Origin of the sequence: Rhodococcus sp. WB1 (assembly GCF_001700945.1) — a bacterium.
In the GTDB taxonomy this organism is placed as follows: domain Bacteria; phylum Actinomycetota; class Actinomycetes; order Mycobacteriales; family Mycobacteriaceae; genus Rhodococcus; species Rhodococcus aetherivorans.
Map to the genome: position 1 here is coordinate 38712 of NZ_CP015529.1, position 18735 is coordinate 57446.

General features: G+C 70.5%; 20 protein-coding genes. 16 read left to right on the forward strand and 4 right to left on the reverse strand.

The annotated features are described in order from the left end of the window. The first annotated feature begins 152 nt into the window (after positions 1-152). From catA to A4U64_RS00195, 5 genes are all read left to right on the forward strand, one after another. The gene (gene catA, locus A4U64_RS00175; RefSeq protein WP_065921951.1) at positions 153-1004 is read left to right on the forward strand and encodes a catechol 1,2-dioxygenase; all 852 of its coding nucleotides are present in this window, start codon (positions 153-155) and stop codon (positions 1002-1004) included. A 129-nt stretch (positions 1005-1133) separates the two neighbouring features. Beyond that, a complete protein-coding gene (locus tag A4U64_RS00180) occupies positions 1134-2261 on the forward strand; it encodes a muconate/chloromuconate family cycloisomerase (RefSeq protein WP_029546510.1) in 1128 nt (375 codons plus the stop codon). A 69-nt stretch (positions 2262-2330) separates the two neighbouring features. Next, positions 2331-2615 (forward strand): muconolactone Delta-isomerase, encoded by a 285-nt coding sequence (gene catC / locus A4U64_RS00185; protein WP_029546509.1) that lies wholly within the window; start codon positions 2331-2333, stop codon positions 2613-2615. 27 nt (positions 2616-2642) lie between these two features. Beyond that, positions 2643-3776: an alkaline phosphatase family protein gene (locus A4U64_RS00190; RefSeq protein ID WP_029546508.1), complete on the forward strand. Its 1134-nt coding sequence runs from the start codon at positions 2643-2645 to the stop codon at positions 3774-3776. Between the two features lie 75 nt (positions 3777-3851). Then, positions 3852-4829, forward strand: a complete 978-nt coding sequence (locus A4U64_RS00195; protein WP_029546507.1) for an alpha/beta hydrolase — start codon at positions 3852-3854, stop codon at positions 4827-4829. Positions 4830-4906: 77 nt separating this feature from the next. Here A4U64_RS00195 and ygiD read toward each other — a convergent pair whose 3' ends face one another. The 3 genes from ygiD to A4U64_RS00210 form a co-directional block, all read right to left on the reverse strand. Further along, positions 4907-5749, reverse strand: a complete 843-nt coding sequence (gene ygiD / locus A4U64_RS00200) for a 4,5-DOPA dioxygenase extradiol (RefSeq protein ID WP_029546506.1) — start codon at positions 5747-5749, stop codon at positions 4907-4909. Between the two features lie 25 nt (positions 5750-5774). Beyond that, entirely contained in the window at positions 5775-6611 is an 837-nt protein-coding gene (locus A4U64_RS00205) for an alpha/beta hydrolase (protein ID WP_043802475.1), read from the reverse strand. A gap of 99 nt (positions 6612-6710) precedes the next feature. After that, a complete protein-coding gene (locus A4U64_RS00210) occupies positions 6711-7613 on the reverse strand; it encodes a LysR family transcriptional regulator (protein WP_029546504.1) in 903 nt (300 codons plus the stop codon). Between the two features lie 143 nt (positions 7614-7756). Here A4U64_RS00210 and A4U64_RS00215 point away from each other — a divergent pair, with 143 nt between their 5' ends. Next, a complete protein-coding gene (locus A4U64_RS00215) occupies positions 7757-9124 on the forward strand; it encodes an NAD(P)/FAD-dependent oxidoreductase (protein WP_029546503.1) in 1368 nt (455 codons plus the stop codon). A gap of 186 nt (positions 9125-9310) precedes the next feature. Then, positions 9311-10063, forward strand: a complete 753-nt coding sequence (locus A4U64_RS00220; protein ID WP_006938316.1) for an isocitrate lyase/PEP mutase family protein — start codon at positions 9311-9313, stop codon at positions 10061-10063. Positions 10064-10148: 85 nt separating this feature from the next. Here A4U64_RS00220 and A4U64_RS00225 read toward each other — a convergent pair whose 3' ends face one another. Further along, a complete protein-coding gene (locus A4U64_RS00225) occupies positions 10149-10565 on the reverse strand; it encodes a VOC family protein (protein WP_006938318.1) in 417 nt (138 codons plus the stop codon). A gap of 89 nt (positions 10566-10654) precedes the next feature. Here A4U64_RS00225 and A4U64_RS00230 point away from each other — a divergent pair, with 89 nt between their 5' ends. The 9 genes from A4U64_RS00230 to A4U64_RS00270 all read left to right on the forward strand — a co-directional run bounded on the left by A4U64_RS00230 (position 10655) and on the right by A4U64_RS00270 (position 18708). Beyond that, a complete protein-coding gene (locus A4U64_RS00230) occupies positions 10655-11638 on the forward strand; it encodes a helix-turn-helix transcriptional regulator (protein WP_065921952.1) in 984 nt (327 codons plus the stop codon). Positions 11639-11902: 264 nt separating this feature from the next. Then, positions 11903-12439, forward strand: a complete 537-nt coding sequence (locus A4U64_RS00235) for a MarR family winged helix-turn-helix transcriptional regulator (RefSeq protein ID WP_029546502.1) — start codon at positions 11903-11905, stop codon at positions 12437-12439. Between the two features lie 256 nt (positions 12440-12695). After that, entirely contained in the window at positions 12696-14258 is a 1563-nt protein-coding gene (locus A4U64_RS00240; RefSeq protein WP_065921953.1) for an aldehyde dehydrogenase, read from the forward strand. Then, entirely contained in the window at positions 14255-14626 is a 372-nt protein-coding gene (locus A4U64_RS00245) for a RidA family protein (RefSeq protein WP_006938326.1), read from the forward strand. The genes A4U64_RS00240 and A4U64_RS00245 overlap by 4 nt, the downstream gene beginning before the upstream one ends. A gap of 29 nt (positions 14627-14655) precedes the next feature. Next, on the forward strand, positions 14656-15174 hold the full coding sequence (locus A4U64_RS00250; protein WP_065921954.1) for a cupin domain-containing protein: 519 nt from the start codon (positions 14656-14658) through the stop codon (positions 15172-15174). A 108-nt stretch (positions 15175-15282) separates the two neighbouring features. Further along, complete coding sequence (locus A4U64_RS00255; protein WP_065923362.1) at positions 15283-16170, forward strand: PDR/VanB family oxidoreductase; 888 nt, start codon at positions 15283-15285, stop codon at positions 16168-16170. 17 nt (positions 16171-16187) lie between these two features. Beyond that, positions 16188-17189 carry a VOC family protein gene (locus A4U64_RS00260; RefSeq protein ID WP_065921955.1) on the forward strand — a complete coding sequence of 334 codons (1002 nt, stop codon included), beginning with the start codon at positions 16188-16190 and terminating at the stop codon, positions 17187-17189. Then, entirely contained in the window at positions 17186-17971 is a 786-nt protein-coding gene (locus A4U64_RS00265; protein WP_232334138.1) for an alpha/beta fold hydrolase, read from the forward strand. The genes A4U64_RS00260 and A4U64_RS00265 overlap by 4 nt, the downstream gene beginning before the upstream one ends. After that, on the forward strand, positions 17971-18708 hold the full coding sequence (locus tag A4U64_RS00270) for an SDR family oxidoreductase (protein WP_029546497.1): 738 nt from the start codon (positions 17971-17973) through the stop codon (positions 18706-18708). Before A4U64_RS00265 ends, A4U64_RS00270 begins: the two co-directional genes overlap by 1 nt. Positions 18709-18735 lie beyond the last annotated feature (27 nt).

Here is an 18735-nt window from a genome sequence, read left to right on the forward strand (position 1 = left end):
GTTGACAATCACCTGTGACTGGACGCACAGTGTGTGTACGCACTGCGATACGGAAGTACGCACAGCGTACAACCCGAGTGGCGAGAGCGCCAGCCCCGCGATCACCACGACAGCTTTCGTGACCATCGTTCGAGCCTCGCCGAGGAGGACACATGACCACCACCGAGAATCCCACCGCCCACGCGTCCGGCAATGCGGCCACCGACAAGTTCAAGAACGAGCGCGTCTCGTCGGACACGTCGGTCGAGCGTGCCGCCGCCATCTACAAGGATGTGCTCGGGGCGTTCGCCGAGATCATCCACAAGCACGAGGTCACCTACGACGAGTACCGCGTGCTCAAGCAGTGGATGATCGACGTGGGCGAGTACGGCGAGTGGCCGCTGTGGCTGGACGTCTTCGTCGAGCACGAGATCGAAGAGGTGCACTACAACCGCAAGCACTTCACCGGCACCAAGGGCAGCATCGAGGGCCCGTACTACGTGGCCGACTCCCCGAAGCTGCCGGCCACGTGCACCATGCCGATGCGTGCGCAGGACAAGGCGGCCGAGTCCCTGATCTTCAAGGGCCGGGTCACCGACCTCGAGGGCAACGGACTGCAGGGCGCCACCATCGAGTTGTGGCACGCCGACGCGGAGGGCCTCTACTCGCAGTTCGCCCCCGGCATCCCCGAGTGGAACCTGCGCGGCACCGTCGAGTGCGACGACGAGGGCAACTTCGAGATCACGACCCTCAAGCCCGCCCCCTACAAGATCCCCGCCGACGGCCCGACCGGCTGGTTCATCGAGTCCTACGGTGGACACCCGTGGCGCCCCGCCCACCTGCACCTGATGGTGAAGGCCCCCGGCAAGCGCTCGATCACCACCCAGCTGTACTTCCAGGGTGGCGAGTGGGTCGAGGACGACGTCGCGACCGCGACCAAGCCCGAGCTCATCCTCGACCCGCAGCCGAACGCCGAGGGCGTCGACGAGGTGACCTACAACTTCGTGCTCGACCCCGAGGCCTGATCGTCTCCATGGACCGGGTCCACGTGAGTTGACGAATGCCGGTGTCCACCAAGAGGACACCGGCATTCGTCGTCCCCGAGGGTCCACTGTTGCCCGCATCACCGCCGATATCCGATTGTGAGCTGTTCGATGTCCGACCCCGACCTGAAGATCGTCTCGATCGACACGACGATCATCGACGTGCCGCTGGTACGTCCGCACAAGTTCGCCACCACCACCGCCGAGAAGCAGCCCATCCTGCTCGTGGCGATCACCACCGCGGGCGGCGTCACCGGTTACGGCGAGGGCGTCGTGCCCGGCGGTCCGTGGTGGGGTGGTGAATCCGTCGAGACGATGAAGGCGATCGTCGACGGCTACATCGCCCCCTACATCGCCGGCCGCGGCGTCGACGAGATCAGCGGCATCATGGTCGACATCGAACGCGTCGTCTCCGGTGCCCGGTTCGCCAAGGCCGCCGTCGACGTCGCCCTGCACGACGCCTGGGCCCGCGCCCTCGGCGTCGGCGTGCACGCCCTGCTCGGCGGCGCCTTCCGCACCGGGGTCGACGTGCGCTGGGCGCTCGGCGCCGCGCCGGTCGAGGAGATCCTCGAGGAGGTCGAGGAGAAGATGGCGGCCCGCCTGAACTTCGCGTTCAAGCTCAAGATGGGCGCGCTCGACCCGAAGGTCGACACCGAACGTGTCGTCACGATCGCGCAGGCCCTCGAGGGCAAGGCCGGCGTCAGCATCGACGTCAACGCCCGCTGGGACCGGTTCACCGCGCTGCGGTACGTCCCGCAACTCGTCGACGGCGGCGTCGAACTCATCGAACAGCCGACCCCCGGCGAGCAGCGCGAGGTCCTCGCCGAGATCAACCATCTGGTGTCCGCCCCGGTCATGGCCGACGAGTCCGTGCAGACGCCGCACGACGCGCTCGAGATCGCCAAGCTCGGCGCCGCCGACGTCATCGCCCTCAAGACCACCAAGTGCGGTGGGTTGCAACGCAGCAAGGAGGTCGTGGCCGTCGCCAAGGCGGCCGGAATCCGCTGCCACGGCGCCACCTCGATCGAGGGGCCCATCGGCACTGCGGCGTCCATCCACTTCGCCTGCGCCGAGCCCGGGATCAACTACGGCACCGAGCTGTTCGGGCCGCAGCTGTTCGCCGTCGAGCTGCTGCAGACCCCGCTCGACTACTCCGACGGGCAGGTGCACCTCCCGCAGGGGCCCGGCCTCGGCGTCGAACTCGACATGGACGTCGTCAAGCACCTCGCCCGCGACTGACCACACCCGTGCGCGGTTTCGGTAGAAACAGCTACCGAAACCGCGCACGGCCCGAAAGGAGTACGCACCATGGCACTGTTCCACGTTCGCATGGACGTCGACATCCCCCGCGACCTCGATCCCGAGGTGCGGGCCGAGACCGTCGCGCGGGAGAAGGCCTACAGCCAGGAACTGCAGCGCGAGGGCAAGTGGCGGGAGATCTGGCGCATCGTCGGCAAGTACAGCAACATCAGCATCTTCGACGTCGACTCCGCCGACGAACTCCACGAGATCCTGTGGAACCTGCCGCTGTTCCCGTACATGAACATCGAGATCATGCCGCTGACCAAGCACGGATCCGACATCAAGGACTAGTGGCCGCCGGCAGGCCATACTCGGGTAATGGACCTGCCGCTGCACGACGTCTACGCCGAACCGACCCTCGCGGACCTGATGCCGTCCGTGCTCGCGTCCGCGGGGGTGCCCGGCGAGGCCAACCGTCTCGCGCTCGACGAGCAGTCCCGCACCGTCGTGTTGCTCGTCGACGGCATGGGGTGGAACCTGCTGCGGCGCAATGCCGCAGCCGCCCCGTTTCTCACCGGACTCGACGGCCGGCCGATCCGCGCCGGATTCCCCACCACCACCGCGGTGAGCATCGCGTCGCTGGGCACCGGCCTGGCCTCCGGCGCCCACGCCATCACCGGTTACCAGTCCTACGTCGAGGAGATCGACGCCCCGTTCAACTGGCTGCGCTGGACCCTCGCCGGGACCGCGGTCGACCAGCGTGAGCGACTCGTCCCCGAATGGGTGCAGCCCCACCCGACGGCGTTCGAACGCGCCGACGCCGCCGGGCTCACCGTGACCACCGTCGTGCCCCGTAGCTTCGACGGCAGCGGGCTCACCCGGGCCGTGCTGCGCGGCGGCAACTTCGTCGGTGTCTCCGCCTACGGCGACCTGCTCGCCCACGTCGTCGCTGCCGTCGCCGCCGGCGACCGCACCCTCGTCTACTGCTACCTCGGCGAGGTCGACACGATCGGCCACCTCTACGGACCCGAGTCCCCGTCCTGGACCGCGCAGCTCACCGTCGTCGACCGGTTCGTCGAGCAACTCGTCGCGGCCCTGCCCGCCGGGGCGCGGCTGCTGATCACCGCCGACCACGGCATGGTCGACGCCTCCCGGGGCCGTCGCGCCGACTTCGACCACATCTCCGGCCTCTCGGAGGACGTCGACGCGATCGCGGGCGAACCCCGTTGCCGGCACGTGCACACCCGGCGGCCCGACGCAGTGCTGGAGCGGTGGCGCAACGAACTCGGCGACGACATGTGGATCGGCACCCGCGACGACGTGATCGCCGGCGGCCTGTTCGGCCCGGACCCGTCGCCCGCCGCGTGCCGACGCATCGGTGACGTCGTCGCGATCGGCCTCGGCGAGTCCACGGTGATCCGCTCCGACGGCGAATTGGTCATGTCGCAGCTGCCCGGCCAGCACGGTGCGCTGACCGAGGAGGAGCTGCTGGTGCCGTTGCTGCAGGTCTGAGGGCTGAGGGTCCGGAAGATACGTGTGACGGAGAGTACCTCGACCGCGTACCGGCCTCGTCCTATCGTGGCGTACATGCGCACCCACGGATCGACGATCTGGCACTGGACGGTGAGCCTGCGGGCGATCCTCGTCTTCTGGTTCGTGCGGATCTTCGTGAAGCCGCTCTTCACCTGGTGGCCTGCCACCGACCGGGGCATCGAGACCCTCAGCCGGCTCGACCGTCGCGTCGACAAGCTGCTGCCCCGACCGCGTGGCGTCGACATCGACCCCCTGACCCTCGGCGGGGTGCCCAGCGAGCGCATCGAACCGCCGCGACCCGCCCGGGACTCGCTCGCCGGGGTCACCATCCTGTACTTCCACGGCGGCGCCTTCGTGTTCTGCGGCCTCGCCACCCACCGCACCGTCTGCTCACTGCTCGCCGCCGAGTCGGGGGTTCCGGTGTACTCCGTCGCCTACCGGCAGCTTCCCGTGGGCTCGATCGGTACCTCCGTCATCGACGCGATGGCTGCGTACACCGCGCTGCTCGAGACGGTCGAGGACCCCACCCGCATCGTCGTCGCCGGTGACTCGGCCGGCGGCTACCTGGCGATGAAGGTCGCCGAGATCGCCGCGCTGCGCGGCATGATCCGGCCGGCCGCGGTGATCGGCTACTCGCCGCTGCTCAACCTCGAACTCGAGGAGCACGACCCCGACTTCATGAAGCGCGACGCGTATCTGCCGATGCGGCAGGTCGAGAAGCTACGCGACCGCTGGCTCGCCGGTCCCGACTACATCGAGGGCGAGGAGTCGCCCGTCCGTGCCGATCCGGCGCTGTTCCCGCCCGTGTTCTTCTCCGTCGCCGAGTACGAGATCACCCGACCCGACGTCGAGATCATGACCGGCGCCTTCGACGAGGTGGGCGCGACGGTCGAGACCCACCTGTGGGCCGGTCAGGTACACGCCTTCCCGGTGATAGGGCAGGTGCTGCCCGAGGCCCGCACGCTGCTGCACTACAGCATCGACTTCGTGCGGCGCACCGTTGTCGCGCAGGAGCGTCGCCACACGGCATGACCCCGTCGTGGCGGCCCGATGTCACATCCATTCGATCTGAGTGACGCGGTGTGACATTCGGCCGCGTGCCCGGGCGGTCAGGTGTTGGTGTCGGACGGGTTCGGGGTGTCGGGGAACCCGGCGGACGGGGGGCCGTCCTCGCCGGCCGTGCACGTGACCCCGAGGGTGTAGGCGCTCATCGACAGCGATCCGTACGCGAAGCCGTCGACCAGGGGCTCGACGAGATCGTCGCCCACACCCGCCAGGCCCGCGAGGTACAGCAGCGGGAGGAAGTGATCCGTGGTGGGGACCGCGTGCTCGAAGTCGGCGTGCCCGTCGAGACTCGCGACACCGTCGGGGCGGTCCATGATCATGACCCGCGCCGCCGCGTCGAACCGGTGCGCCCAGTCGAACCCCTCGTCCGGGAGGCGCCGATCCATGCCGGCGAGGTTGTGCACGATGTTGCCGCTGGCCACGACGAGAACGCCCCGTTCGCGTAGCGGCGCGAGCTTCGCGCCGAGTTCGAGGTGGTAGTCGAAATCCTGGTAGGCGTTCAGGCTCAGCTGGACGACCGGCACGTCCGCGGCCGGGAAGGCGTGGGTGAGCACCGACCAGGTGCCGTGGTCGATGCCCCACGAGTCGACGTCCGCGCCGACCCAGGTCGGATGCACGACGTCGGCGATCTCCTCGGCCAGTTCGGGCAGCCCCGGCGCCGGGTACTGCACGTCGAACAGTTGCTGCTCGAAGCCGAAGAAGTCGTGGATGGTGCGCGGGCTGGGCATGGCGGTGACGGCGGTGGCGTTGATGAACCAGTGCGCCGAGATCGCGAGGATCGCACGCGGCGTGGGGACCGCGCGCCCGAACTCCCGCCACGCCCGGGTGTAGCGGTTCGCGTCGAGCGCGTTGCGGGGGCTGCCGTGCCCGAGGAACGCGGCCGGCATGCGCGCGGACGGTTCGGCGGCCACGTCAGACGAGCCTCGGCCGGAGCCATTCCACGAGGTCGTCGAGGACCTGCTTCTTCTCCGGTTCGTTGAACACCTCGTGGTAGAGGCCGTCGTACAACTTCAGGGTCACGTCCGGCGACCCGACCCGCTCGGCGACGAGCCGGCTGCCGGCCGGGGCGGTCAACCGGTCCTCGGCGCCGTGCTGCAGCAGGATCGGCAGGTTCAGCGCAGGCAGCCGGTCGGGGAGGCTCTCCCCGGTGACGACGAGGGCCCGCGCGATGCCGGCGGGCACGAGCCCGTGGTGCACCAGCGGATCGGCTTCGTACGCGGCGACGACGTCGGGGTCGCGGGAGACGCCCGCGGAGTCGAGCTTCTGCACCGGTAGCTGCGGCAGCACGCGCCCGATGAGCTTGCCGAGTTCGACGACGACGCGCGGCGTGCCGGAGGTGACGTCGACCGCGGGGCCGGAGAGGACGAGGGCGGTGAGCTCGTCGGGGTGTTCGAGCGCGTAGGCCAGGGCGACGGCCCCGCCCATGGAGTGGCCGAGCAGGAACCGCGGCAGGCCGGGATTGTCGAAGGAGGCGATGCCGAACAGCCGGTTGACGTCACCGGTGTACTCGGCCATCTCCCGCAGATATACGCGCCTGCCGCCGGAGCGGCCGTGCCCGCGGTGGTCGAGCGCGTACACCGTGAGGCCGAGATCACCGAGGCGCTCGATCACGTGGTCGTATCTACGTGCGTGTTCGCCGAACCCGTGACACAGCACGAGCACGCCGGTCGGGTCCCCGCCGGGCGACCACACGTCGTAGACGATGCGGGTGCCGTCGGCACTGGTGAACGAAGTCTCGGTTCGCTGCATGATCGCTCCTCACCGCGTGGATCCGCCGCCGGATCGGGTCATCCTTCCACGAAACGCCGCCGGATCGGTGCGCATTGCGGCGACCGCGCGGCTGTGTGTTCAGTCCTCGGGTCCCGGCGGTGCCTCGCTGGTCATCGACCGTCGCAGCGCGAGGATCAGGCTCGACATCGCCGACGAGCGGGGCGCGTCGCTGCGGACCACGCCGCACACCGGGACGCTGAGGCGATTGCGCGCCTCGCGCATGTAGGCCAGGCCCGTCCGTGGGGTCTCCGCGGCGGTGCTCGGGTACAGGACCGTCCACGCCCGCGGATTGGTGATGACGTCGAGGGTGGCGGTGTGGTCGCTCGCGATCGACGGCCCGAGCTGCACCCGGCGTCCCACCGCGCGGAAGGCGTCCTCGATCACCGTGTGGATGAGCACCTGGCTGGGCCGGGGCGGCAGCAGCAGCGGGTAGGGCGCCAGGTCGCCGAGGTCGACGGTGGAGAACGCGGAAAGCGGGTGCCGGCTCGACGTGACGATGACCAGGTCCTCGATCCCCAGTTCCACGGTCTCGAGACCCGGGCGGTCGACGCCGCCGCGGATCAGGGCGACGTCGGCGTCGCCGCCGGCGACGGCGTCGATCCGGTCGGCGAAGCTCTTGATGACGAACTCGATGTCGATCGCCGGGTACTGCTCGCGGACGTGGGCGATGGCATCGAGGCTCTGGGACGCGAAGGTCATGTTCGCGGCGATGCGGATGCGGTTGCGCGGTTCGCGCGCCACCGCATACGCCTGCGCTTCGAGGCTGAGCACCTGCTGCGCGATGGGGACCAGCCGCGAACCGGCGGGGGTCAACCGCACCACCCGGGTGGACCGCTCGAACAGCGACGTATCGAGTTCCTTCTCGAGCCGGGTGATCTGGTGACTGATGGCGGACTGGGAGATGAAGCACTTCTGCGCGGCCTTGCTGAAGCTCAGCTCCTCGCTCACGGCGAGGAAGTAACGCAGCTGCCGGAAGTCCATGCCCCCAATCCTACTTATGAGCGATCGAGATAAGACTTCCGCGAATACGGCAGGTTGGTGGCCATCGGTCTGCCGTCTCCATACGGTGGTTGTCATACATCGACTTCAAGGTGGAGGTAGAGGTAATCGTGGGCAGCACAGCAGTGACCGATCGGACCGAGGTCGTCGTCGTCGGTTCGGGCTTCGGCGCGCTGGCAACGGCGAAGAAGCTCGCCAAGGCCGGGACGCCGTTCGTCCTGATTTCGGAGACCACCGAACATCTCTTCCAGCCCCTGCTGTACCAGGTCGCCACCGGCGTGCTCTCGGCCGGCGAGATCGCCCCGTCGATCCGCTCCATCCTCGCCAAGTACCCCAGCGCGGACGTCCGCCTCGGCCGGGTCGTGGACGTGCGGCCGGACGTGCACGAGGTCGACTACGTTGCCGGCGGCGTCGTCCACACCGTCGGGTACCGCTCGCTCGTCGCGGCGACGGGTGCGCGCCAGGCCTACTTCGGCCGCGACGAGTTCGAGAAGGTCACCTACGCCCTCAAGACCGTCGAGGACGCCGAGCGGCTGCGCCGGCAGATCCTGCGGTGCTTCGAGGAGGCGCACACCACCACCGACCCGGAGCGCCGCCGCAACCTGCTGAGCTTCGTGGTCATCGGTGCCGGCGCGACGGGCGTCGAGCTCGCCGGCCAGATCAAGGAACTCGCGGGCCGCTACTTCGAGCAGTCGTTCCACGACATCAGCGCCGACGACGTCTCCGTCACCCTCGTCGAGGGCGCGGGCGAGGCCCTCCCGGCCTTCGGTGGCAAGCTCAGCGAATACACCAAGCAGTCGCTGGAGAAGTCGGGTGTCGACGTCGTGCTCGGCACCTTCGTCACCGACATCGACGAGCACGGTGCCACGCTCAAGGCGGGCGACGAGGAGCGCCGGATCACCGCCGAGACGATCATCTGGTCGGCCGGCGTGCGCGCCAACGACTTCGCCGGAGTCCTCGCCGAGCGCACCGGTTGCGCCACCGACCGTGCGGGCCGGCTGCTGGTCAACCCGGACCTCACCGTGGGCGGCTACGCCGACGTGTACGCCATCGGCGACATGACGTCGCTGAACAACCTGCCCGGGCAGTCGCCCGTCGCGATGCAGGGCGGCCGCCACGTCGCGCGGACCATCCTCGGCAAGCAGCCGGTGGGCACCCGATTCAAGTACCGGGACAAGGGCAGCATGGCCATCATCAACCGCTTCCGCGCGATCACCCGCGTCGGAAAGATCGAGCTGAGCGGCTTCATCGCCTGGGTGCTGTGGCTGGCCGTGCACCTGGTCTACATGGTGGGCTTCCGCAACCGCTACGTCGCGGTGATGTCGTGGTTCGGATCCTTCCTCGGTCACCGGCGCCCGCACTTCCACTACGCGCAGGAGCAGCACCGGCTCGACGCCGATGTCCCCGACGACGTGACCGTCACCGCTGTACCTGCCCGGGTCGACCGCGCTCCCGAGAAGAAGCCGGAACCCGAGAAGGTCAGCGTCCGATAGGACGACTCGACGAGAACCGGGCCCCGTGCCGTTCACTGCGGACGGCACGGGGCCCGGTCTTCTCGCTGCCCCTGCCCCTGCCCCTGCCTCTGCCCCTGGCCTCTGCCGCGGCACCCGTCGCGCATCCGCACCCGGGTGCAGTGTGTTCGCCGGGAATGCCGGGGGACGTGTGTGGTTGGATGCGGCATGACGACTCTTGCCGAGAAGGCCGTAGCGCTGAAGTCTCTGCACGTTCCGGGTGACCCGGTGGTGCTGCCGACCGTGTGGGATGCCTGGTCGGCGAACCTGGCGGTGCAGGCCGGTTTCGCCGCGTTGACGATGGGCAGCCATCCGGTGGCCGACTCGGTCGGCAAGCCGGACAACGAGGGTATGACGTTCGAGGAGCTGCTGACCCGGGTCCGGCAGGTCACCGCAGCGGTCGACGTCCCGATCTCGGTGGATGTGGAGGCCGGTTACGGCGAGGCCCCCGCTCGGATCGTCGAGGGGCTGCTCGGGGCGGGCGCTGTCGGATTGAACGTCGAGGACACCGTGCACAGTGAGGGCGGCCGGCTGCGCGAGCCGGCCGAGCACGCCGAGTACGTGGCCGGGTTGCGTGCCGCCGCAGACGCCGCCGGTGTGCACCTGGTGGTCAACGCCCGCACCGACCTGTTCGTCAAGAAGATCGGTGCCGAGTCCGACCGGGTGGACCGGGCGATCGACCGCCTGAAGCTGGCCGCAGATGCCGGCGCCGATGTGCTCTATCCGGTGGGCTTCCACAGCGACGAGGTCCAGCGGCGCCTGACGTCGGAGCTGCCGTTGCCGGTCAATGCGATCGCCCACCCGGCGAAGAACGATCTCGCGTCGCTCGCTGCCCTCGGCGTCGCCCGGATCAGCTTCGGGCCGCTGCTGCAGGCCACCCTGGCCGAGCGGGCGGGTGAGCTGCTGGGGCGGTGGCGCTGAACGATCGCGCAGCGCGCGTTCGCCGGCCGGGTGACTCCGCCGACGTCCCACTCCGCACCGCTCGGCGACCGCCGACGATCGTCCGTCACGGCTCCGTCCGCGCCGCCAGCACGTCCAGGTAGTGCTGGTTGTACATCACGCCGAGCACGTTGCCGAACGGGTCGACCACCGAGGCGGTGACGAATCCGGGGCCGTGCTCGACCGGCTTGTCGTGCACCGTCGCGCCCATCGATTCGAGCCGCTCGAGGGCGGCCGCGGGATCGTCGACGTGCCAGTAGGTCGTCGCGGGGCCGGGCTGCCCGGGGCGCTCGTGGGCGACGAACCGGCCGTCGACGATCCCGAGTTCGTGCCCGTAGTCGCCGGTGCGGAACTCGAGGTATGCAAGCCTGCCCTCGACGGAGCGTCGGAAGTACGGCTCGACGCCGAGCAGTTCGGTGTACCAGGCACCGGCGGCCGTCAGGTCGTCGGCGAAGAAGCTGACGGTGGAGAGTCCTCGCAACATGGCTCGTTCCTTTCCTCGGGGGGTGTCGACATCCATCCTGCGGGCGAAAGCGCTCATCTTCCGAGCACTTTTCGTGAGACATTTCGGGGATGCGCGCCGACCGTCTCGTCGCCGTCCTGCTGCTCCTGCAGAGCCGTGGGCGGGTGACCGCCGCCGAGCTCGCCGCCGAACTCGAGGTGTCCGTGGCCACTGCTCGCCGCGACCTCGAGGCGCTGTCCGCGGCGGGGATCCCGGTGTATCCGCAGCCCGGACGCGGCGGTGGGTGGTCGCTCGTCGGCGGCGCCCGCACCGACCTCAGCGGGCTCTCGGCCGCCGAGGCGCAGGCACTGTTCCTGCTCGTCGGCCCCGCGGCGGCCGTCTCCGGTGAGGTCAAGACCGCCCTGCGCAAGCTGGTGCGGGCGCTGCCGTCGACGTTCCGGGCCGACGCCGAGGCCGCTGCGGACGCCACGATGATCGATCCCACCCGGTGGGGCGCGCGAGACCGGCACCGGCCCGAGACGGTCGATGTTCTGCAGGCCGCCGTCGTGCGGCGACGGAGAGTGCGCCTCGTCTACACCGACAGCGCGCGCGAGCGTAGTGAGCGGCTGGTGGACCCGTGGGGTCTCGTCGACAAGGACGACATCTGGTACCTGATCGCGGGGACCGATCGCGGCCAGCGCACCTTTCGCGTCGATCGGATCGTCCGGGCCGAACCGACCGACGAACCGGCCGCGCGCCCGGACGGCTTCGCGCTCGACGCCGCGTGGCGGCACGTCGTCGGCGAGGTCGAGCAGTGGCGGTCACGTACCTGGGCGACCGTCCTGCTCGCGGCCCGGTTCGTGCCGATCCTGCGCGACCACTTCGGCCGGCACTGCCACGCCGCCGGCGAACTCGGCGACGGGCGCGTCCGGGTCCGCGTCGCCGCACCGACGCCGCTGGACATCGCTCGCACTCTCGCCGGCTGGGGCGCGATGATCGAGGTGACCGAACCGCCTTCCGTCCGGGCGGAACTCGCGCGGATCGGCGCGGAGCTCACCGGCCGCTACCGCGATCCGGAAAGCACCGGTGCGGCACCGGAACGGGATTGCCGGTAGATCCGGCTCGCGGAAGACGTGTGCAGGTCTCCCGTGGTGGCGACGATCCGGCGTGCCGTGCGGGTATTCGGTGACGTGGACGATCGGCGGGTCGAATCGGCTTGTGCGAGAGGAAGTGACGTCGCCGGCGAACGGCGGCGATTCGTTCGGCGTCCCCTCCGTCGCGCCCGCACGGCGCGGCCCGCCGTGCGTGGCCGGACGGGATCCCGGTCGTGCCGGGGGTAGACTCCCGGCATTGTGGGAGAGCCTGGGGATCGCGACGCCGTGGACGCCATCGTCGCGCATTGGGCCGTGGCCCGTCCCGAACTCGACGTGTCGGGGCTGAAGGTGTTCGGTCGCCTCCACCGGAGCTTCCTCGTCTACAAGTCCCGCATCGCGCCCACGTTCGAGGAGCACGGGATCAACGATTCGGGGTTCGACGTTCTCGCCTGCCTGCGCCGCGCCGTGCCGCATCATCGGCTCACCGCGGGGGAGCTGGCCGACCAGACGCTGGTCACCACCGGCGGGCTGTCGCTGCGCGTCAATCGGCTCGAGCAGGCGGGCCTGGTGACCCGATCGAAGGACAGCCAGGACGCCCGGGTGGTGTATGTCGAGCTCACACCCGCCGGTGCCGCGCTCGTCGACTCGGTCGCCGACGCGCACTTCGCCAAATTGCGCGCGATGCTCGGCGACCTCGACACCGGCGAGCGCGAGACGCTGGCGCGCCTGCTCGCCCGTCTGGAGCACTCCGCCCGAGCGGCCGAGTTCGAGGACTCGGGCACCGGTGTGGGCGTGGACTCGGACGCCGATCGGCCGGTCTGACGCCGCAGTCGGGCGTCCGCCGAGAAAAATTTCGGGACCTCTATGGCGCCCGCCACACCGCTGTGACCTGCGTCTCCTCCGTTTCGGCCCCGTAAATCCGGCGTAACGACCGGCTGATCTGGGCATTCGGCTATTGACCTCTTTGCGCTAAGACGATACAAATCTCTTAGTGCAAAGATATCGACTCGGCGCGCACCACCCTCCGGCTCCGCGAGCAGCGTGGTCCGCGTCCGTCCCGACCGAACGGACCTCCCTCATGCCCATTGCTTACGCGTCCCCTCTCCAGGTGGGACCCGCCGAGCACGAGCCCGAGTCCGTCGACACGGTCGACGAGATCCTCGTCGCCGGCCGATGGCAGCGTGGACTCGGTGAGTGCATCGAGTCCGTCGACCCCGCCACCGGCCGGGTCTTCGCGAGCCTGCACACCGCGACCGTCGACGACGTCGACCGGGCCGTCACCGAAGGTCTGCGCGCCGCCCGCGGCGGGTGGTCGGCACTGCTCCCGCACGAGCGTGCACGGGTCCTGCACCGCGTCGGCAACGCCCTCGACGACGAGGCCGAACGGGTGGCACGGCTCCAGACCCTCGACACCGGCAAGACACTGACCGAGACCCGGGCCCTGGTTGCCAGCGCCGCCAACACGTTTCGTTACACCGCGGCCGCACTCGAGACGATGGACTCCGCACTGACCACGCCCCGGGGGCCGTGGTTGACCATGTCGACGTACCAGCCGATGGGCGTCGTCGCCGCGATCACGCCGTGGAACTCACCGATCGCGTCCGACGCCCAGAAGATCGCCCCGGCCCTCGCCGCCGGCAACTCCGTCGTGAGCAAGCCGCCGGTGTGGGCGCCGTGGGTGACGCTGCGTCTCGCCCGCATCTGCGAGGCGGCCGGGCTGCCCGCGGGGGTGCTCTCGGTCCTGCCGGGATCCGGGCGCACCGTCGGCGAGGCGCTGGTCCGGCACCCGGGCGTCGCCAAGGTCACCTTCACCGGCGGCACCGAAACCGGCCGTCACCTCGCGCATCTCGCCGCCGACAAGCTCATGCCGATCACGCTCGAACTCGGCGGCAAGTCCCCGACGATCGTGTTCGAGGACGCCGATCTCGAACAGGCCCTCGCCGGCGTCCTCTACGGCGTCTTCTCCTCGTCCGGGCAGAGCTGCATCGCCGGATCCCGGATCTTCGTCCACCGCAGCATCGCCGAGACCTTCACCGGCGAACTCGTCCGGCGCGCAGCGGCCCTGCGTCTCGGCCCCGGCACGGACCCGCGCACCCGGGTGGCTCCGATGGTCACCTTCGCGCACCGGGACCGGGTGGCCGCGATGGTCGACGACGCCGTCGCCGCCGGGGCCCGGGCGTTGTGCGGGGGCGCGATCCCGGCCGACGAACGGCTCTCGTCCGGCGCGTACTACCCGCCCACGGTGCTCACCGGAGCCGACAACGCCGCGACGATCTGCCGCGAGGAGGTCTTCGGTCCGGTGGCCGTCGTGCTGCCCTTCGACGACGAGGAGGACCTGATCGCGCAGGCGAACGACTCGGTATACGGGTTGGCCTGCGGCATCTGGACCTCCGACTACCGGCGGGCGTGGCGCGTGGCCGGCGCGGTGAAGGCGGGCACCGTCTGGATCAACACCTACAAGCAGTTCAGCATCTCGACGCCCTTCACCGGTCTCGGCGACAGCGGTCTCGGCACCGAGAAGGGACGCGAGGGCATCCGCCAGTACTGCGATCAGAAGAGCATCTACCTCGACCTGTCCGGCGAACCGATCGCCTGGGCCACCCCCGACCCGACAGAAACCCGAAAGGACTTTTCCCGGTGACCGATTCGATTACCGCGACCCACGACCGCACCGCCCACCCGTACAGCCCCGCCTACGCCGTCGCCGGCTTCGGGTTCGTCTCCGGCGCCCTGTCGGTCGACGAGCACGGAATCGCCGTCGACGGTACGACCCCCGCCCTCGACGCCGCGATCGCCCGCCTCGGCGAGCGCCTCGCGACCATCGGCATGACCCTGGCCGACGTCGTCAAGACCACGTACTTCGTGACCGACGTGACGCTCCGCGACGAGGCGAACCGCCACTACGAGAAGGTCTTCGCCGAGCCCCGGCCCGCCCGCTCGTTCGTCGAGGTCGCCGCCCTGCCCTACGGCGCCACCGTCGAGATCGAAGCCGTCGCGCATCGCGCCTGAACCCCCACCGCACGAAAGGACCCACCGTCATGGCCGCACCCGAGAAGACCACCGTCGACCTCGAAGCCCTCATCGACTCCTGCATCGCCAGCCGCGACAGCCGCTACGAGGACTGGGACACCCTCGGCTTCCAGGCCGCCAAGGGCGGAGATCGCTTCAAGCGTGCCCAGATCCGCTACATCGGCTCCGGTGCCACCGGCAACCACGAGGGCGACGCCCGCACGCTGCCCGCCGAGCACTTCACCCTGTCCAACATGCGGCTGCCCGCCGGTGCAGTCGGCCCCGAGCACACCCACCACGACGTCGAAGAGGTGTTCTTCGTGCTCGAGGGTGAGCTCGAGGTCGCGGTCCACGACGTCGAGGACGGCACCCGGAAGGCCATCCGCCGGCTCGGCTACCGCGACATGATCCGCGTTCCCGCCGGCGTGCCGCGCAGCCTCGCGAACGTCGGCGACACCGACGCCCTGTTCTGCGTGATCATCGGCGCCGCGAAGCCGCAGCTGCCCACCTACCCGCCGAGCTCGGAGATGTACGGCGTCACCCGCTGACGCCGCCGAGAAGACCCTCCACCGACAGGGAGATCACCGATGGAGCAGTCCGTCCGACGTCGCCTCCGCGTCCACCAGAAGACCTGGGAGGCAGACGGAGTCACCAGCGTGACGTTCGTCGATCCGACCGGTGCGCCGTTGCCGCAGTGGCAGCCGGGCGCGCATCTCGCCCTGCACCTGCCGAACGGTGTGGTGCGCGAGTACTCGCTGTGCTCGGATCCGCGGGATACCACGCGCTGGACGGTCGCCGTGCTGCGCGCCGAGCGCTCCCGCGGGGGCAGCGCCTACGTGCACGAGTCGCTGCAGATCGGCGCGGAGATCGACGTCGACGGACCGCGCAGCGCCTTCGCCCTCGACGCCGCCGCGACCGACCACGTCCTCGTGGCCGGCGGCATCGGCATCACCCCGATCGTCGCGATGATGCGGGAGCTGCGGGCGACGGGACGGCCGTGGCGCCTGCTCTACGCCGGACGCTCCCGGCGGGCCATGGCGTTCGTCGACGAGATCGCCGCCCATCCCGCCGAGCAGGTGACCGTCCACGCCGACGACGAGGCCGGGGGCCTGCCGGACCTCGCCGGGCTGCTGTCCGGCCTGCCGCCGACCGCCGTCGTCTACTGCTGTGGCCCCGCCCCCCTCATGGACGCGGTGGCCGCGACCGTCCCGGACCCCGGTCAGGTACGCACCGAACGGTTCGCGGCCCCGGAACCGGCGCCGCGCCAGGGGGAGGACACCGCCTTCGACGTGATCGTCGAGAGCACCGGCCGCCGCATCCCGGTGCCGCCGACCGTGTCGGTGCTCGACGCCCTCGCCGCCGCCGGTGTGCCCGTACCCAGCTCGTGCACCGAAGGCATCTGCGGGACGTGCGAGGTCGGGGTGATCAAGGGCGACGTGGACCACCGCGACTTCCTGCTCACCGAGTCCGAACACGCCGCCGGATCGACGATGTTCCCGTGCGTGTCCCGTTGCCGCTCCGCCGAACTCGTACTGGATCTGTGAGAAGGGAACCGGAACGCATGTACCACCACCAACTTCCGCGCTACAGCGACTCGCCCGTCTGCCGGCTGCGCGCCCTGCGCTCGGTGACCCTTTCGGTGCCGGACCCCGCCGCGTCGCGGGACTTCTACCACGAGGCCTGGGGACTGACGACCATCGACGCCGACGGCGACCGATTCTGGCTGCGCGCCACCGGACCCGAGCACCACGTGCTCGCGGTCGAACGGGCCGACGTCAACGCGCTGGGACGGATCAGCTTCGCCCTCGCCACCCCCCGCGAGGTCGACGACGCCGCACTGGCCCTCGACCGGCTCGGCATCCCGCTGCTGCGCACGCCGGGCCCGCTCGACGACGCCGGGGGCGGCTACGGCCTGCAACTGGTCGATCCGGAGGGGCGGTGCCTCGAGTTGTCGGCCGACACCCACGCGGTGACCGAGCAGGAACCGGCCGGCCGCCGGGCTATCCCCCGCAAGATCGCCCACGTCGTGCTCAACACGACCGACATCGAACGCACCACCGCCTTCTACACGCAGGTGCTCGGCATGCGGGTCTCCGACTGGTCGGAACGGCAGATGTCCTTCCTCCGCTGCAACTCCGACCACCACGTCATTGCGCTCAACCGGGCGTCGTGGCCCTCGCTCAACCATGTGGCGTACGAGATGCAGAGCCTCGATCACTTCATGCGCGGCATCGGCGGGCTCCGGGCGCACGGCATCGCGCCGCAGTGGGGCCCGGGCCGGCACGGCCCCGGCGACAACACCTTCTCCTACTTCACCGACCCCGCGGGCCTGGTGTGCGAGTACACCTCCGAGGTCGCCCAGATCGACGAGGACGCCTGGCTGTGCCGCACGTGGAAGCGCACACCGGAACTGTCCGACCAGTGGGGGACGGCCGGGCCACCCACCACGACCGTGCGCGCCGCCATGGCCGGCAGCCCCGACCCGGGTCACCGCGACCGCGTCGAGGCCCGCGACGCCGACTACTTCTACGGGGCCGGCCTCGCGGCCGGAGCGCCGTCGTGACCGCGGACGCCGCGGTGACCGGGCACCTGCACGTCGAGCGGCTCGGGGCGGGGGAGCCGGTGCTCCTGCTGCACGGCATCGGCGGCAACGCGAACTCGTGTGCACCGCTCGCGGCGGAACTCGCCGCCCGCGGACACGCGACGTACCGGCTCGACGCCGCGGGGTACGGCCGCTCCGCAGACCCGGTCGACGTCCGGCACGACCACGCGACGGACGTCCTGGACGTCCTCGACGACATCGACCCGGTCCGGCCCGTGCACGTGGTGGGCACGTCGTGGGGCGGAGTCGTCGCACTCGAGGTCGCGCGGCGCCGGCCCGACCGGGTGCGCACGCTCGTCCTCGCCGACAGCACCCGAGGCTCGGGCACGTCGCCCGAACGCGCCGCCGCCATGCGCGACCGTGTCCGCGCCCTGCGCGAGGCCGGCGCCGACCGGTTCGCGGCGGAGCGGGCACCGAAACTCACGGCGCCCGGAGCGCCCGGCGCCGTCCGCTCACGCGTCGCCGCCGACATGGCCGCCGTGCGCCTCGCCGGATACGCGGCGGCCGCGGAAGCCATGGCGACCACCGACCACGGGCCCATCCTGCCCACCCTGACCGTCCCCACCCTGGTCCTCGTCGGCGACCACGACGTCGTCACCGGCGTCGCCGAATCGCAGCTCCTGGCGGACGCGATCCCCGGGGCACGGCTCGTCGTCGTCGCCGATGCGGGTCACGCGGCGATCCAGGAGCAGCCCCGCACGGTCGCCTGCGAACTCGTCCGATTCTGGGAAGGAGCCGCGTGATGAGCGGAACCGTCGTGGTGACCGGGGCCGGCCGCGGCCTCGGCTACTGCATCGCCGAGCGGTTGTGTGCCGACGGACGCCGGGTGGTGATCGCCGAGCGCAACGCGGACACCGCCGAGGGCGCCGCCCGTGCCCTGCGCGAACGCGGCGGCGACGCGATCGCGGTGGTCACGGACATCGCGGATGCCGGCTCCGTGCGCGCTCTCGCGTCGCGACTGGCGGACGAGGGGCCGCTGACGGGCCTGGTCAACAACGCGGCCATCGCCGACGGCGTCGGCGGGGACGCGTTCTGGGAACTGTCCGAGAGCGAATTCGACCGCATCACCTCGGTCAACGTGCGCGGCACCTGGATGGTGACCAAGCACCTGTGGCCGCTGCTCGCCGCCAACCGGGGCGCGATCGTGAACATGGCGTCCGACGTGGCCTTCTACGGATCGCCCCGGCTGATCCACTACGTCGCCTCCAAGGGCGCCGTCGTCGCGATGACCCGTTCGATGGCCCGGGACGCCGGCCCGCACGGGGTGCGGGTCAACGCCGTGGCCCCCGGGCTCGTCCGGGTCGAGGCCACCGAATCCGTTCCCGCCGCCCGCTATGCCACCTACGCGCAGGGCCGCGCCCTCCCGCGTGACCAGACCCCCGAGGACGTCGCCGGGGTCGTCCGGTTCCTCCTGTCGGAGGACGCCGCCTTCGTCACCGGCCAGACCGTCGTCGTCGACGGCGGATTCGTCCTGAACTGACCTGCTCGCCCGGCGAGCACCCGAACC